The organism is Aliirhizobium wenxiniae, from assembly GCF_014201355.1.
GTDB lineage: Bacteria > Pseudomonadota > Alphaproteobacteria > Rhizobiales > Rhizobiaceae > Neorhizobium > Neorhizobium wenxiniae.
This window is the reverse complement of the sequence record NZ_JACHEG010000009.1, coordinates 85,738-101,659: the sequence shown is the minus strand read 5'-3', so window position 1 is coordinate 101,659 and position 15,922 is coordinate 85,738. Positions and strand designations below refer to the sequence as shown.

The 15,922-nt window shown below is 58.1% G+C and carries 12 protein-coding genes; 8 read left to right on the top strand and 4 right to left on the bottom strand.

The genetic code is table 11. The features are described from left to right. Position 1 precedes the first annotated feature (1 nt). Positions 2–208: a DUF1737 domain-containing protein gene (locus tag HNQ72_RS25725; RefSeq protein WP_148143787.1), complete on the bottom strand. Its 207-nt coding sequence runs from the start codon at positions 206–208 to the stop codon at positions 2–4. Then, entirely contained in the window at positions 205–1,089 is an 885-nt protein-coding gene (locus tag HNQ72_RS25720) for an HpcH/HpaI aldolase/citrate lyase family protein (protein WP_244654560.1), read from the bottom strand. The genes HNQ72_RS25725 and HNQ72_RS25720 overlap by 4 nt, the downstream gene beginning before the upstream one ends. Before the next feature lie 115 nt (positions 1,090–1,204). On the opposite strand from HNQ72_RS25720, the gene HNQ72_RS25715 reads away from it, so the two are divergent. From HNQ72_RS25715 to HNQ72_RS25700, 4 genes are all read left to right on the top strand, one after another. Further along, positions 1,205–1,432, top strand: a complete 228-nt coding sequence (locus HNQ72_RS25715; protein ID WP_183996707.1) for a hypothetical protein — start codon at positions 1,205–1,207, stop codon at positions 1,430–1,432. A 122-nt stretch (positions 1,433–1,554) separates the two neighbouring features. After that, positions 1,555–2,160, top strand: a complete 606-nt coding sequence (gene leuD, locus HNQ72_RS25710; RefSeq protein WP_183996705.1) for a 3-isopropylmalate dehydratase small subunit — start codon at positions 1,555–1,557, stop codon at positions 2,158–2,160. Between the two features lie 107 nt (positions 2,161–2,267). Then, on the top strand, positions 2,268–3,377 hold the full coding sequence (gene leuB, locus HNQ72_RS25705; protein ID WP_183996703.1) for a 3-isopropylmalate dehydrogenase: 1,110 nt from the start codon (positions 2,268–2,270) through the stop codon (positions 3,375–3,377). Between the two features lie 107 nt (positions 3,378–3,484). Further along, on the top strand, positions 3,485–4,306 hold the full coding sequence (locus tag HNQ72_RS25700) for a phosphatase PAP2 family protein (RefSeq protein WP_183996701.1): 822 nt from the start codon (positions 3,485–3,487) through the stop codon (positions 4,304–4,306). 62 nt (positions 4,307–4,368) lie between these two features. Here HNQ72_RS25700 and HNQ72_RS25695 read toward each other — a convergent pair whose 3' ends face one another. Continuing rightward, the gene (locus tag HNQ72_RS25695) at positions 4,369–6,252 is read right to left on the bottom strand and encodes an MFS transporter (protein WP_183996699.1); all 1,884 of its coding nucleotides are present in this window, start codon (positions 6,250–6,252) and stop codon (positions 4,369–4,371) included. A gap of 470 nt (positions 6,253–6,722) precedes the next feature. On the opposite strand from HNQ72_RS25695, the gene HNQ72_RS25690 reads away from it, so the two are divergent. Together HNQ72_RS25690 and HNQ72_RS25685 are read left to right on the top strand one after the other, a co-directional pair. Then, positions 6,723–7,757 carry an aspartate-semialdehyde dehydrogenase gene (locus tag HNQ72_RS25690; RefSeq protein WP_183996697.1) on the top strand — a complete coding sequence of 345 codons (1,035 nt, stop codon included), beginning with the start codon at positions 6,723–6,725 and terminating at the stop codon, positions 7,755–7,757. A 186-nt stretch (positions 7,758–7,943) separates the two neighbouring features. Further along, positions 7,944–8,753, top strand: coding sequence for a lytic murein transglycosylase (locus tag HNQ72_RS25685; protein WP_183996689.1), 810 nt, complete (start codon positions 7,944–7,946; stop codon positions 8,751–8,753). A gap of 2 nt (positions 8,754–8,755) precedes the next feature. Here HNQ72_RS25685 and HNQ72_RS25680 read toward each other — a convergent pair whose 3' ends face one another. After that, a complete protein-coding gene (locus HNQ72_RS25680) occupies positions 8,756–9,439 on the bottom strand; it encodes a carbonic anhydrase (protein WP_183996688.1) in 684 nt (227 codons plus the stop codon). A gap of 297 nt (positions 9,440–9,736) precedes the next feature. On the opposite strand from HNQ72_RS25680, the gene HNQ72_RS25675 reads away from it, so the two are divergent. Together HNQ72_RS25675 and HNQ72_RS25670 are read left to right on the top strand one after the other, a co-directional pair. Further along, positions 9,737–14,497, top strand: coding sequence for an NAD-glutamate dehydrogenase (locus tag HNQ72_RS25675; protein WP_183996686.1), 4,761 nt, complete (start codon positions 9,737–9,739; stop codon positions 14,495–14,497). A gap of 20 nt (positions 14,498–14,517) precedes the next feature. Beyond that, complete coding sequence (locus HNQ72_RS25670; RefSeq protein ID WP_183996684.1) at positions 14,518–15,918, top strand: MFS transporter; 1,401 nt, start codon at positions 14,518–14,520, stop codon at positions 15,916–15,918. Positions 15,919–15,922 lie beyond the last annotated feature (4 nt).

Here is a 15,922-nt window from a genome sequence, read left to right as displayed (position 1 = left end):
CTTATTGCTCGCCGAGCTTTATATCCGGATGATAATCCTTGCCCTCTACGGTTTTCGTCACCGCCTGACCGCACTGCATGATCCCGGTTGCAGCATTGAAAGCATAGGTCGGCGAACCGTAAAGTTCCCATCCCTTGTTCAGAGCGGCCGTTACCTTGTGGCAGAATGAGGCGTCGTCCGGAGCGGTCAGCAGTCGATAAAGTTTCATTGGGGCTTCTTTCTTGCAAAAATCATGGCGGCCTGCGCCAGAAGTGTTTTAGCCTCCTCGAAGTGAAGGCGCTCGATCATTTTTCCATCAAGGTTGATAACGTTGAGGCCTTGCGCCTCCGGCTGTTCAAAAGCCGAAACGATCGCCTCCGCATCGCTGACGGCTTGTGGGTCCGGTCCAAAATGCCGGTTGGCAATGTCGATCTGCGCCGGATGAATGAGCATTTTCCCTGAAAAGCCCATTGCCCGACCCTGCGCACATTCGGCAGCAAAGCCGGCATCGTCCCTGAAATCGTTGAACACGCTGTCGATCACGTCGACACCATGGGCGCGGCCCGCAAGCACGATCTGCATCAGCCATGGCACCAGATAAGCCCGCCCAGGCTGCGCCAGAACCCCGGTCTCCTTGCGCAGATCGTTGGAGCCGACCACAAGGCATTTCGGGCCGTTCTCCGCCGCCGCAATGGAAGCTGCATTCAGAACGCCTTTCGGGGTCTCGATCATCGCCCACAAAGCGATCGATCTTGCAGGTGCAAGCCGGGCGAGCATGTCGGCCACCGCAGCGATTTCACCGACATGTTCGACCTTGGGAAGAGCAACGGCATCCGGCAGGATCTGTGCAGCCAGTTTCAGGTCATCTTCCCCGAACCCGCTTTCGAGCGGATTGATGCGGATGATCTGCTCCTGCTGCGACTGGCACGGCTGCGAGAAAGCATTCGCAAGATTGTCGCGTGCTTCCGGCTTTTTCTCGGGCGCAACGGAATCTTCGAGGTCGTAGATCAGGCCATCGCAGTCAAGACCCGGTGCTTTTTCCAGGGCGCGCCTGTTGTCGGCCGGAACGCTGAGAAGCGAACGGCGAACCGGCGCGATATGATTTTTCAAGAACTCCATCACCCTCTTTTGCCAATATTTTGAGGTCCCGGCAATCAAACCCGCATGAACCTCTTGCAAGCCGGGACAACAAGGCCCACATTTTCACACGAAGAAAGGTTTGGACATGCAAAACATTCGGTCCTTTTTCGTTATCGCCACGGCTATTGCCCTGCTTGCTGCAGCGGCTCTTTTGACGGCATCGCTGACGATTGCATTCATGGGAACGCTTGCCATTCTTTCCATCGGAAAGATGCTTTCGAGCAAGCTGAAACCTGTACCGGTTCGCGCAAAGAACAAGCAGAGCGACATGCGCATATGGAACGACGGTCGCGGCACCATCATCGACATGTAAGTCCTGAAATCAGCCCCGTCGTGATCGCCGCCGAGCGGCGTACCGATTGGTACTGAATCGGACTTCAAATTCTCCCGAAAATACTTTATGGCAACGCTATAAAGTCTTCGTGGAGGCCGATCATGGAAAAATTCGAAAAGCTGACGGGCGTTGCTGCCCCCCTTCCGGTTGTCAATGTCGACACCGACATGATCATTCCGAAGGACTATCTCAAAACGATCAAGCGTACAGGCCTTGGAAAAGGCCTTTTCGCCGAGGCTCGTTATAGCGAGGATGGTTCCGAGAACCCGGACTTCGTCTTGAACAAGCCGGCTTATCGCGATGCCAAAATCATCGTTGCCGGCGACAATTTCGGCTGTGGTTCGTCCCGTGAGCATGCTCCTTGGGCATTGCTGGATTTCGGCATCCGCTGCGTAATTTCCACCAGCTTCGCCGACATTTTCTACAATAACTGTTTCAAGAACGGCATCCTGCCGATCGTCGTCAGCCCCGAAGATCTGGAAAAGCTGATGGATGACGCAGAACGTGGCTCGAATGCCATCCTGACGGTCGATCTCGAAGCCCAGGAAATTACCGGTCCGGATGGCGGTCGTCTTCATTTCGATATCGACGCCGGTCGTCGCCAGATCCTTCTCGAAGGCCTGGATGACATTGCCTCGACGCTGAAAAGCGATGCCGCAATCGCAAGCTTCGAAACCAAGAACCGCAGCGATCGTCCCTGGCTCTGATGGACAAGGCTCCTTGTCCTGCGACAGGCTCGGACAAGGGGTTTTTAGGCGCAGCAAGGCTGCGTTAGCTATTGTGAGCCTGTAAGAACTGCAAGGACAGCAGACGAATGGCAAAGAACCTCTTCCTTCTTCCCGGTGACGGCATCGGCCCTGAAGCCATGGGCGAAGTCCGCAAGATCATCGCCTACATGAACGATGCGATGAAGGCCGATTTCTCGCTCGACGAAGGCCTTGTCGGCGGCAGCGCCTATGATGCGCATGGCGTTGCGATTTCCGAAGAGGACATGGCCAAGGCAATGGCGGCCGATGCCGTTCTGTTCGGCGCCGTTGGCGGCCCGAAATGGGATACGGTTCCCTATGAAGTTCGCCCCGAAGCCGGCCTCCTGCGCCTGCGCAAGGATATGGAGCTTTTCGCCAACCTGCGCCCGGCAATCTGCTACCCGGCACTGGCATCCGCATCGTCGCTGAAGCCGGAACTCGTCGAAGGCCTCGACATCCTGATCGTTCGTGAACTGACCGGCGGCGTCTATTTCGGTGAGCCCAAGGAAATCATCGATCTCGGCAACGGCCAGAAGCGCGGTATCGACACCCAGATCTACGATACATACGAAATCGAGCGTATTGCCGGCGTCGCCTTCGAACTGGCCCGCACGCGCAAGAACACCGTATGCTCGATGGAAAAGCGCAATGTCATGAAATCCGGCGTTCTGTGGAACCAGGTCGTGACCGAAACCCACAAGCGCTCCTATTCCGACGTGAAGCTGGAACATATGCTGGCCGATGCCGGCGGCATGCAGCTCGTTCGTGCGCCAAAACAGTTCGACGTCATCGTCACCGACAACCTTTTCGGCGACATGCTGTCGGATGTGGCCGCCATGCTGACCGGCTCGCTCGGTATGCTTCCTTCCGCCTCGCTTGGCGCTGCAGATGCCAAAACCGGACAGCGCAAGGCCATGTATGAGCCCGTGCACGGTTCGGCACCGGACATCGCCGGAAAGGGCATCGCCAACCCGATCGCGATGATCGCTTCCTTCGCCATGTGCCTGCGTTATTCGTTCAACATGATTGCGGAAGCCGATCATCTCGAAAAGGCGATAGCCACGGTTCTCGACAAGGGCATCCGCACCGGCGACATCATGGCGGAAGGTTGCCGTCAGGTCGGCACAACCGAAATGGGCGATACCATTCTCAAGGAATTCCAGGCACTTTCCGCCTGATCAAAATCTACGAGGCCTCCATGAAAATGGAGGCCTCGTTTTTCGCCTGTCATCATCTCCGAATATGCTCGGCCTAATCAGCCACGATGTGCAAGATATTCGGACCGATGAAGAGCACGATCAAGAATTTGCGCCTCCGCCGCCAACGCTGCCAGAAGCCAAATTTCTCGATCTGTTGCATCTGGACCTGGGCGTTCATCACCATCAATCTGATCGTGATTGCCCTTTTCCTTCTCGATTCCCCGGTCGCGTCCTACGCACAGCACAATTCCCAGGTCCTGAAGCCGATCGGCAGGACGATCACCGATTTCGGCAAATCCGATTGGATCATCTACGGAAGCCTGCTCATCTTTGCCGAGGCACTGGTAGCCTATCGACTTTCACCGACATTGAGGGGGCGCTTCCAGGCTGCTTTTGTCGGCCACATGGCGATCTACGTTTTCATTTGTGTCAGCCTTTCCGGCATTCTGGCCAATCTCCTGAAGCGGATCATCGGCCGTGCTCGCCCTACCCTCTTTGACGAACTTGGTTTTCTGAGCTTCGACAGCCTGTCCGGAAGCGCACGTTTCGAAAGTTTCCCTTCGGGCCATGCTACAACGGCCGGGGCCTTGATGATGGCCATGGCGCTGATTGCACCGCCCTATCGGTTGATTTTCCTGAGCATGGGCCTTTGGCTGGGTTTCTCGCGCGTCATCGTCGGGGCACATTACCCGAGTGATGTGATCGCCGGCTTGGCGCTCGGCACCTGGTTTTCGCTCGCCACTGCGATTGTATTTTCACGTCATAAGCTTTTGTTCCGGCAGAGGCCGGATGGAATGCCGGTCCTTCGCCATCCCTTGCCACTTTCCCTGAGGTCACATGGCATGGGCTACAGCAAACCCGAATTTCCGCCTCTCGCAAACTATCGGCCGCGATTTGCGCAGGCATAAAAAAGCCCGGTAGTGCGGCCTACCGGGCTTCAATCTGTCGAATCTAAACAGTCTCCCAGCGACTATTCAGCGTGAATATCACGATCCTTGGTTTCCGGCAGGAACAACACCCCGACAACCAGTGTGATCGCCGCAAAAACGATCGGATACCAGAGGCCATAGTAGATGTTGCCCGCAGCCGCGCTCATGGCGAAGGCCGTTGCCGGAAGCAAGCCGCCGAACCAGCCGTTACCGATATGGTAGGGCAGCGACATACCCGTATAACGGATGCGGGTCGGGAAGAGTTCGACCAGAAGCGCCGCGATCGGGCCGTAGACCATCGTCACGTAAAGAACCAGAACGAAGAGAACGGCGACCGTTCCGAACCAGTTCACCCGTGCCGGATCGGCCTTCATCGTAAACGCACCGCCATTTGCGACCGTGTAAACGGGCATGTCGGTGACAGTCTTCGCCTCATCCGCCGTCAGAAGCTTCTGGGAAACGAGATCGGCAGAGCTGACCGTTGCCTTGTCGCCGGCACGTACGGCCTCGGCATTCAGCCCAAGCTCCGGGTTGGCGGCAATGAAGTTATCGAGCTTGGAATCTGGCACCTTGGCAGCGCCGCGGGTAAGCGGATAACCGGCATCGTGAAGAGCGACGTTAATGCCCTTTTCCAGCGCCGTCTGCTTGGCCTTGGCGTCGGCGCCGGCTGTAATCGCATCATAGCTGGTCACGCTATTGTCGCCGATCTTGACCGTCGCCGGCTGTCCGGCCGGGCCAGGAACGACCTCATAGGGCACCGAGTTTCTGGTCAGGAAGGCCGTTGCGATATCACAGGAACTGGTGAATTTCGCCGTGCCTGTCGGGTTGAACTGAAATTTGCAATCTGCTGGGTCCGACGTGACGGTAGCACGGATCGAAGCCTGGGCTTCGGCAAGCGCCGGGTTCGCCATATGGGTCAGCGCCTTGAACAGCGGCATATAGGTGACCGCCGCGATCAACAGGCCCGCCATGATGATCGGCTTGCGGCCGATCTTGTCGGACAGCGCACCGAAGATCACGAAGAACGGTGTTGCCAGAAGAAGCGCGATCGCCACCATGATGTTTGCGGCCTGCAAATCGACCTTGAGCACGTTCTGCAGGAAAAAGAGCGCGTAGAACTGACCGCCATACCAGACGACCGCCTGACCCATCGTCGCGCCGAGCAGGGCGATGATGGCGATCTTCGCATTTTTCCAAGTGCCGAAAGCTTCCGTCAGAGGAGCCTTTGAACCCTTGCCTTCGGCTTTCATCTTCTGGAAGGCGGGCGATTCGTTCATCTTCACACGGATCCAGACGGAAACGCCGAGAAGAACGACCGAAACGAGGAATGGAATGCGCCATCCCCATGCGGCAAACGCTTCGTTGCCCATGATCGATTGCACGGTAACGATAACGATCAGCGAGAGGAACAGGCCGAGCGTTGCCGTCGTCTGGATCCAGGAGGTGAAGTAACCACGCCTGCCATTCGGCGCATGTTCCGCCACATAAGTTGCGGCGCCGCCATATTCACCGCCGAGCGCAAGCCCCTGCAACAGGCGAAGAATGATGAGAATGATCGGCGCGGCAATGCCGATCGTCGCCGCACCTGGCAGAATACCGACGAGAAACGTCGAAAAACCCATGATCAGAATGGTGACGAGGAACGTATATTTGCGTCCGACAAGATCTCCGAGGCGACCGAAGACGAGCGCACCGAACGGACGCACCAGGAAGCCTGCTGCAAACGCGAGCAGTGTGAAGATGTTGCGCGTAGCCTCGGGATACTGGGTGAAATAGGTCGCGCCGATATAGGTGGCGAGCGAACCGTAGAGATAGAAGTCGTACCATTCGAATACCGTGCCGAGGGAAGATGCGAAGATGACCTTCTTCTCTTCCCGCGTCATAGGTGCGGCCTTCGTACCGGCCGTCGTCGTGACGTTTGCCATTGTCGTCCTCCCAACAAGGTGTAACCCGCTCAACGGTAACTGCTCTGGCCTTTCCTCCTTTGCCAAAACAACCGTGACGCGATGCTCTCAGATTGACAGAAATCAGGACATCCGGTGAGTGATGCTTTGGGATTATGACTTTCGTCTAAAGTGCAGCTCAGCGGAGATACAACTCCGGCCTCAACTTGCCTTGACTCCATTCCAAAATGTTCTAAACACATGCGCGAACGGGAAAACGCCCAAATGATCGCCTGCGACTTTGACATCGCTGCATCTTGCCTGCCGGCTGAACAAGCCGGACAGCGTTTTTTCGCTTTCTCCAAAACCATGGCCAAAACGACGACGAAAACCGTCTGACGTCTCTGGCCCGCCGCTCTCTCCCCGGCAAGGCCGGGGACAAGGAACACCGTACCGCGTGAGGTACGGCTTCCCCCTCACCGACCGAGGAGAGACAGAAAGAGAGCATAGACATGGGTTTCAAGATTGCAGTCGCCGGCGCTACCGGCAATGTCGGCCGGGAAATGCTGAACATCCTGGCAGAGCGCGGTTTTCCGGCTGATGAAGTCGTGGCGCTCGCATCCGCCCGCAGTCAGGGCACTGAGGTCTCCTTCGGCGACAAGACGCTCAAGGTTTCCAACCTGGAAAACTACGATTTTTCAACCACGGACATCTGCCTGATGTCCGCCGGTGGCGACGTTTCCAAGAAGTGGTCGCCGAAGATCGGTGCCCAGGGCTGCGTCGTCATCGATAACTCTTCTGCATGGCGTTACGATGCCGAAGTGCCGCTCATTGTTCCGGAAGTAAACCCGGATGCGGTCGCCGGCTTCACCAAGAAGAATATCATTGCCAATCCAAATTGCTCGACTGCCCAGCTGGTCGTCGCGCTGAAGCCGCTGCACGATGCTGCCAAGATCAAGCGTGTCGTCGTCTCCACCTACCAGTCGGTTTCCGGTGCCGGCAAGGAAGGCATGGACGAGCTCTTCACCCAGACGCGCGCTGTCTTCGTTGCCGATCCGATCGAATCGAAGAAGTTCACCAAGCGCATCGCCTTCAACGTCATTCCGCATATCGATGTCTTCATGGAAGACGGCTACACGAAGGAAGAGTGGAAGGTTCTCGCCGAGACCAAGAAGATGCTCGACCCGAAGATCAAGGTAACCTGCACGGCCGTACGCGTTCCGGTCTTCATCGGCCACTCCGAATCGGTCAACATCGAGTTCGAAAACGAGATCACTGCCGATCAGGCGCGTGACATCCTGCGCGAAGCACCGGGCTGCCTCGTCATCGACAAGCATGAGAACGGTGGATACATCACGCCGATCGAATCCGCCGGCGAAGATGCGACCTACATCTCCCGTATTCGCGAGGATGCGACGGTTGAGAACGGCCTCAACATCTGGGTCGTCTCCGATAACCTGCGCAAGGGCGCCGCCTTGAACGCCATCCAGATCGCAGAATTGCTGGTCAACCGTGGCCTTATCAAGCCGCGCCAGGCCGCAGCCTGAAAAATCAGAAATTATTAAGCATATCGATTTAGAAAATCCCGCCATTGGCGGGGTTTTCTTTTTGTAAGAATATCCTCACGAACTATTCATGCGTGCCGGAGCGGTGTTTTCTTGCAACCTGCCGCGTTTGCAACGAATAGTGGGGCACGGATGCACCGCCGCTGAACGGCAAACACGGATTAAAGCATGAAAAAGCTTCTACTCGCAGGACTGGCCTTCACTACATTGGCTATTGCAGGCCCAGCTGCTGCGCAGCAATGCGGCAATGATTCATCCGGCTTCGATCGCTGGGTACAGGATTTCAAGAGCGTCGCTCCTTCAAACGGTATCAGCCCGGCTGTGCTTGATCGTGCGTTCGCCAACGTTTCCTACAATCGCCCGACCATCAGCGCCGATCGCGGCCAGAAGAGCTTCAAGCTTTCCTTCGACGAATTCCTGAAAAAGCGTGGCGCCACGACCATCATCTCGCAAGGCAAGAAGATGAAGTCGGCCAATGCAGCACTCTTTGACCGCCTCGAGCGCCGTTATGGCGTGCCCGCCGGTCCGATCATCGCCATCTGGGGCATGGAAACCGGCTTTGGCCGTTTCATGGGCAACCAGCACACACTGTCCGCCGTGGCAACGCTTGCTTATGATTGCCGTCGCTCGGATTATTTCACCGAACAGCTCTATGCTGCGCTCAAACTTGTCGCCCGCGGCGATCTGAGCACGACCGCCAAGGGCGCCGCCCATGGCGAAATCGGCCAGACCCAGTTTCTTCCGCTCAACGTCATTCGTTACGGTGCCGATGGTGATGGCGACGGCCATATCGATATGGTTGGCTCGCGTGCCGATGCGCTTGCATCGACCGCGAACTTCCTGAAGGGCCACGGCTGGGTCTCCGGCGCCGGCTACCAGCCCGGTGAACCGAGCTTCGTAGCCATCCAGGGCTGGAATGCGGCAACGGTCTATCAGCGCGCCATAGCTTATATGGGCGCTGAGATCGACGGCAGGTAACGTCAGGGTGACGGCGCCTGATCCTCCGGGGAGGGCGCCAGTTCTGCTTCCAGATCAGGGCGCATGAAGTCGCCCTTCTCATTCATCACCCAAAGTTCTCCGCTCGATATATCGAACCAGGCGCCGTGAACCGAGAGTTCACCCTTGTCCGTCAGCGCCTTGATGAACGGGAAACTCGCCAGGTTGGCGATCGAATTGCGGATGGAGACCCGCTCGAGCGCCGTCTGACGCTCCGACGCCGTCATCAGGTCATTACTCTGGATCTGCGAGGCCGCGGGCCTGACAAGCCCGATCCACTTGCCTATGAAATCGCCGGGTGAAAGTGGCTCAAGCGTCGGATCCAGCGCTGCCTGGATACCGCCGCAGCGACCATGGCCCATCACCACGATGTCACGAATCTTCAGAACCTGAATGGCATATTCGAGCGCGGCGGAGGTGCCATGGAACTGGCTGTCCGGCTCATAGGGCGGCACCATGTTGGCGATGTTGCGAACTACGAAAAGCTCTCCCGGACCACAATCGAAAATTGTTTCCGGTGCGGCACGGGAGTCACAACAGGCAATCAGCAGCGTGTGCGGCTTCTGTCCGTTTTCGGCAAGAACACGGTAACGCTCGCGCTCGTCGATATAGCGTCCGCTCATGAAATTGCGGTAGCCCGCAAGCAATTTGGCTGGAAAATAGGTCATGAGGGCTACGAATATTACGCCTTCGAGCCAAGATCAACGGCCCGCTACGCGCAACCCGGCGCCTTACTCGCTTTGACCTCATAGCATTTTGGATTGGCCTTATTTGCATATCCTATGGGGGTATGGGCGATAAAAGCCTATATTCATTATAACATGCTGAAAAACTCGAATTTATTGTCGTGGCAACAATTCTTTGCCAAATCCTGTCAAGATTGCTGAGCAAAACAGTGGTAATTGCTCCAACGTGGACGGATTCGCGCCGTTCTCTGCAGCATTCAGCCAGAAAAGGGAGAGATCATGGTCTGGAAGAATAGCCCCAAGCGCAGCAAGCAGATGGATGGGGCGCGATTATTCGCGAGCAAGGCCGGCAAGGACTTTCTCGATCCAGCCATCCTGTTCGGGCGCGCAAGCGACGACGATCTCGCAAGCTACTCCCCTGAAATGCTTGGTATTACCGCGGCGCATGCTGCAACCCGTGTGAAGGCGTGGAACCGTGTCCGGGCCGATATCACCGTAACCCAGATACCGGGTGTCGAACCGGACGGAATACCCGTCTGGGTTCTGACCGTGATCGACCGGAACATGCCGTTCCTGTTCGATTCCGTCATGGGCGAGGTGACAGCCAGCCACCGTGGCATCCTCATGGCAGTGCATCCGATCCTGACGATCGAGCCGGGCAAGGAGCCGGTACTGCGCAGCAATGATGAGCCGACCGATCCAGCTCATCAGGTCAGCCTCATTCAGCTCCATATCGCTCAGTTGAACGAGGAGCAGGCCAATAATCTGATCGAGCGCATCCGCTTCATCCTGGATCAGGTCCACCTGGCGATCACCGACTGGTCCGCCATGCTGGACACGATGGATGGTGCGGCCAAGCAGCTCTTGAATGCCAAGCCGCGCAAGGGCGCCAATCGCGAAGAAGCACTGGCCTTCCTCGACTGGCTGCGGGACGATAATTTCACCTTTCTCGGCATGCGCGAATACGTCTATTCCGGCAAGGGATCCAAGGCGACCGTGGAGCGCGGCAAGGGCAGGGGCCTCGGCATGCTCTCCGATCCGGATGTGCTGGTTTTGCGCCAGGGCAAGGATCAGGTAACAACCACGCCGGAAATTCTCGAATTTCTCGATGGGCCACAGTTTCTCATTGTCACCAAGGCAAACGTAAAATCCGTCGTCCATCGTCGCGCCTATATGGATTATGTCGGTGTGAAACGCTTCGATGAGAACGGCCATGTCGTCGGCGAGTTGCGGATTGTCGGCCTCTTCACTGCAACAGCCTATACCCAGTCCGTCCGCGAAATCCCTTTGCTGAGAACAAAGGTCGAAGGCATCGACCAGCATTTCGGTTTCGATCCTTATAGTCATTCCGGCCGCATGCTGGAAAACACGCTCGAATCCTATCCGCGCGATGATCTTTTCCAGATCGATACGGACCTTCTGGCGAAATTCTGCGAACAGATCATGGAGCTGAGCGAAAGGCCGCGTGTTCGCGCTCTCGCCCGCATCGATCATTTCGACCGATTTGTTTCGACCATCGTTTATGTGCCGCGTGAAGACTATAATTCGCTGGTTCGGGAAAAGGTCGGCGCCTATCTGGCCCGCGTGTTTGAGGGCCATGTATCGGCTTATTATCCCGCATTCCCCGAAGGCGGTGTGGCACGCGTCCATTTCATCATCGGGCGCCGCGGCGGCAAGACGCCCCGCATAGCCCAGGCGAAGCTCGAGGAAGCAATCCGCCTGATCTCCACCCCGTGGGAAGAGCAGTTCTCCCTTCTGGCGGAAAACGGCCCCCGGCTTTCGGTGACCAATGCTTTCCAGGAAGCCTTCACCCCAGAGGAAACCTTTGCCGATCTGCCGGACATCGCCGCCTGCGCCTCCGGCGAAGCCATCCGTATCGAATTCTACAAGCGCCCGACGGATGAGGCCAACAGCATTTCCCTCAAGATTTTCCACGGCGATCATCATCTCTCGCTGTCTCGCCGCGTGCCGCTACTGGAAAACCTCGGCTTCCGAGTGGTAAGCGAGCAGACTTTTGAAATTCACGTCGGTCCGGATGCAAAGCTGATCGTCCTGCATGACATGGAGCTGCAGCTCCGCGATGGACGCGAGATCGATCTTGCGCAGGAAGGCCCGCTGCTCGAAGAAGCGTTTCTTCTGGCATTCGAGGGATCGGTCGACAATGACGGCTTCAACCGCCTTGTTCTCCTCGCCGGCCTTTCCGCCCGCGAAACCACCGTTCTGCGCGCCTATGCCCGCTATCTGCGCCAGACCGGCATCGTCTATTCCCAGGCCTATATCGCCGACACGCTGGTAAAATACCCCGAAGCGGCCGCCACCATTTTCAAGCTTTTCCAGACAAGTTTCGAACCGGATCTCGCTGAAAAAGCCAGAACCAAGAAGCTGCTGCAACTGCATGGAGCCATAGAAATAAGCCTTTCGGCGGTGCCCAGCCTCGACGAGGACCGGACGCTGCGACGCTTCGTCAACGCCATCGATTCGACGCTGCGCACCAACTATTTCCAGCGCGATGAAAACGGCGCACCCAAAAAAATGCTGGCCTTCAAGTTCGATCCCGAACTTCTCGACGGCCTGCCGCAGCCCCGTCCCTTCCGCGAGATGTTCGTCTACGGCACCGAGGTTGAGGGCGTACACCTGCGCTTCGGCAAGGTTGCCCGCGGCGGCCTGCGCTGGTCGGATCGCGGCGAGGATTACCGGACCGAAGTCCTTGGCCTCGTCAAGGCCCAGCAGGTGAAGAACGCCGTCATCGTGCCTGTCGGCGCAAAGGGTGGTTTCTTCCCAAAAATGCTGCCTGCTGGCGGATCACGTGACGAGATCTTCAATGCCGGCAAGGAAGCCTACAAGACCTATATCCGCACGCTTCTGTCGATCACGGACAATATCGTCGAAGGCGAGATCGTCGGACCGGAAGACACGATCCGTATCGATGGTGACGACCCTTATTTCGTCGTCGCCGCCGACAAGGGAACGGCAACCTTCTCCGACACCGCCAACGGCCTCGCACAGGAAGCCCGCTTCTGGCTCGACGATGCTTTTGCTTCAGGCGGATCGGCAGGTTACGACCACAAGAAGATGGGTATTACCGCTCGCGGTGCCTGGGAAGCGGTAAAGCGGCATTTCCGTGAAATGGATGTCGACATCCAGACGACCCCCTTCAACGTCATCGGCGTCGGCGACATGTCCGGCGACGTCTTCGGCAACGGCATGTTGCTGTCGCCAAAAATCCGGCTGATCGCGGCCTTCGATCACCGCGATATATTCATCGATCCCGACCCGGATACGGACAAGTCCTTTGCCGAGCGCAGCCGCATGTTCGCCCTGCCGCGCTCCAGCTGGCAGGATTATGATCGCAGCACGCTGTCCGAAGGCGCGATGATCATTTCCCGCGCGGAAAAATCGGTAAAGCTGACCAAGCAGGCGGCAGCAGCCATCGGGCTCGACAAGACGACGGCCACCCCGTTCGAGATCATGACGGCAATCCTTAAGAGCGAAGCCGACCTTCTCTGGTTCGGCGGCATCGGCACCTATATCCGGGCTACAGCCGAGACGGATGCGGAAGTTGGCGATCGCGCCAATGACCCCATCCGCGTCACGGCGGGCGAAGTACGCGCCAAGGTGATCGGTGAGGGCGCCAATCTCGGCGTCACCCAGAAGGGCCGCATTGCTTATTCGCTCTCAGGCGGACGCTGCAATTCCGACGCGATCGACAATTCGGCCGGCGTCAATTCCTCCGACGTCGAGGTCAATATCAAGATCGCGCTCAACGCAGCCATGCAGGACGGTCGTCTGCCTCGTGACAAGCGCAACAAGCTTCTAGCCTCGATGACCGATGAAGTGGCGGAACTGGTTCTTCGCAACAACTACCTCCAGCCTCTGTCGATATCGCTGATCGAGCGCAGGGGCGTCACTAACCGCGAACAGCTCTCCCGTCTGATGTCCGTGCTGGAAGGGCAGGGCAAGCTCAACCGCAAGGTCGAGACGCTGCCTGATGATGCGGAGCTCGCCGAGCGTTACGCTGCCGGCCGGCCCCTGAGCCGCCCGGAAATCGGCGTTCTGCTCTCCTATTCGAAGATCGTCCTCTTCGACGCGCTTCTCGAAAGCGCCATCCCGGACGATCCGTATTTTGCGGCGATCCTCAAGGCCTATTTCCCAGCAAAGATGCAGAAACCCTATGCCGGCGATATCGCAAACCATCGCCTGCATCGCGAGATCGTCGCGACGGCTCTTGCAAACGAAGCGGTAAACCGCGGCGGTCCCGGCTTCATCCAGATGATGAGCGACATGACCGGCGCGACTGCGGCAAATGTCGTCAAGGCGATCTTCCTCATCCGTGACGGCTTCGATCTGCCTCGCCTATGGGCTGAGGTCGACGCCCTGGACAACCGCATCCCGGGATCGGTTCAGAACGATCTGCATGCGCAGATCAACCGCATCATTACCATCGGCACCTATCTCGCCCTTCAGACGCAGATCAGCGCTGCACCGCTGACCGAGGCCGTTGCGAGGCTCAAGGCTGCGATCAAGGGCCTGCATGGCGCCATGACAGAGGAGGTGATTGCCGAGACCGCACCGCTTGCAGCCGAACTCGAGGCCCAGGGCGCTCCGGCAAGCCTGATCGCGGAGATCCGCACGCTGTCGGCTCTTGTCATCGCTCCAGAAATCATGCTGATCGCCGACCGTACCGGTGAAAGCATGGCGCGTGCTGCAGAAAGCTATTTCGGCGTCACCAAGACCTTCCGCGTCAACCGCCTGATCGTTGCAGGAGAGAGGATCGTCACGTCGGACCATTACGAGAGCCTGGCGCTTTCTCGCGGTCTGCAGCAGCTTGCCTCGGCACGGCGTGACATCGTCATCACGGCGCTCACGGAACACCGGACGGACAAGAAACCGGTGCAGGCCTGGATTGCTGCTGACCGCGTGCGTGTGAACCGTATAGGAGCCGAACTGATGGCACTCAGCGACAGCGGCGACCTGACCCTGCCGAAGATTTCCGTTGCAGCGGGCCTGCTCGGGGATCTGGCGCACGGGCGGCTGACGTAAGGCCGAGGAAGGGCTAACGGATGGGAGGTCACGACATCGATGAAGCGCCGGCGAAAACGAGCCGGCGCGGTATCTGGGGCTGGATGCTGTTCGACTGGGCGGCCCAACCCTTCTTCACCGTTGTCACGACCTTCGTCTTCGGCCCCTATTTCGTCGCAAGGCTGACCGACGACCCGATCTCGGCCCAGGCGGCATGGAGCAACATGGCGACGGTCTCTTCGATCGTCATCGCCATCCTGTCACCTGTCCTCGGCTCGATCGCCGATCAGTCCGGTGCCCGTAAACCCTGGATCGCAAGTTTCGCCGTCGTGAAGATCGCCAGCCTGCTGATGTTATGGTTTGCAGCACCCGGTTCCCCACTGATCCTGCCGATCACCTTCATGATCCTGGCCTCGATCGCGGCGGAATTTTCCATCGTCTTCAACGATTCCATGATGCCGCGCCTCGTCTCCCGCGATGAGGTCGGCAAAATCTCGAACATCGCATGGGGTCTTGGTTATCTCGGCGGCATGATCGTGCTGGTCGCCGTCGTAACCCTGCTTGCGGCAAATCCCGAAACAGGCCTGACGCTGATCGGCATTCCCCCGCTTTTCGGCCTTGATCCGGCACTGGGCGAAGATGCCCGCATCACCGGCCCGATCGCCGCAATCTGGTATCTGATTTTCATCCTGCCGATGTTCATTTTCACGCCGGACGCCAGGAAAGTCCTGCCTTTGGCCGCCGCCGTCCGCTCCGGCCTGATGGAGCTGCGCGGCACGCTCGGCGAACTGCGACGGCGTCAGGGCATCACGCGTTTCCTGGTAGCCCGCATGCTCTATCAGGATGGCGTCAACGGCCTCCTCATCCTCGGCGGTGTCTTCGCCGCCGGCATGTTCGGCTGGGCAACGATCGAGATCGGCCTCTACGGCATCATCCTCAATATCGTCGCCATCTTCGGCTGCATTGCGGCAGGTGCGCTGGACAGGGTGCTCGGCTCCAAAACCGTTGTGCTGATCAGCCTCTTCCTGTTGCTCACGGCAACGCTCGGCATCATCTCCACCAATCCGGGCAGTGTGCTGTTCGGGATGATGCCGTTGTCGATGGAAGACAGTCAGGGATGGTTCGGCACCGCGGCGGAAAAAGCCTATGTCCTGTTCGGGCTTTTGATCGGCGTTGCCTTCGGCCCGGTACAGGCGTCGTCGCGCTCCTATCTGGCGCGATCGATCGAACCCGGTGAAGCCGGGCGCTATTTCGGCATCTATGCGCTGTCGGGACGGGCGACGAGCTTTCTCGCCACCCTGTCCTTTTCTCTCGTCACCTATGCCACGGGCTCCGCCCATCTCGGCATGGCAACGCTTCTGATCTTCCTGGTGGCCGGCTTAGCGCTGCTCATAGCAACGCCATACCCGGCCGGCAAAGCCGGAGAGCAACCGGCTAAGTAGTTGC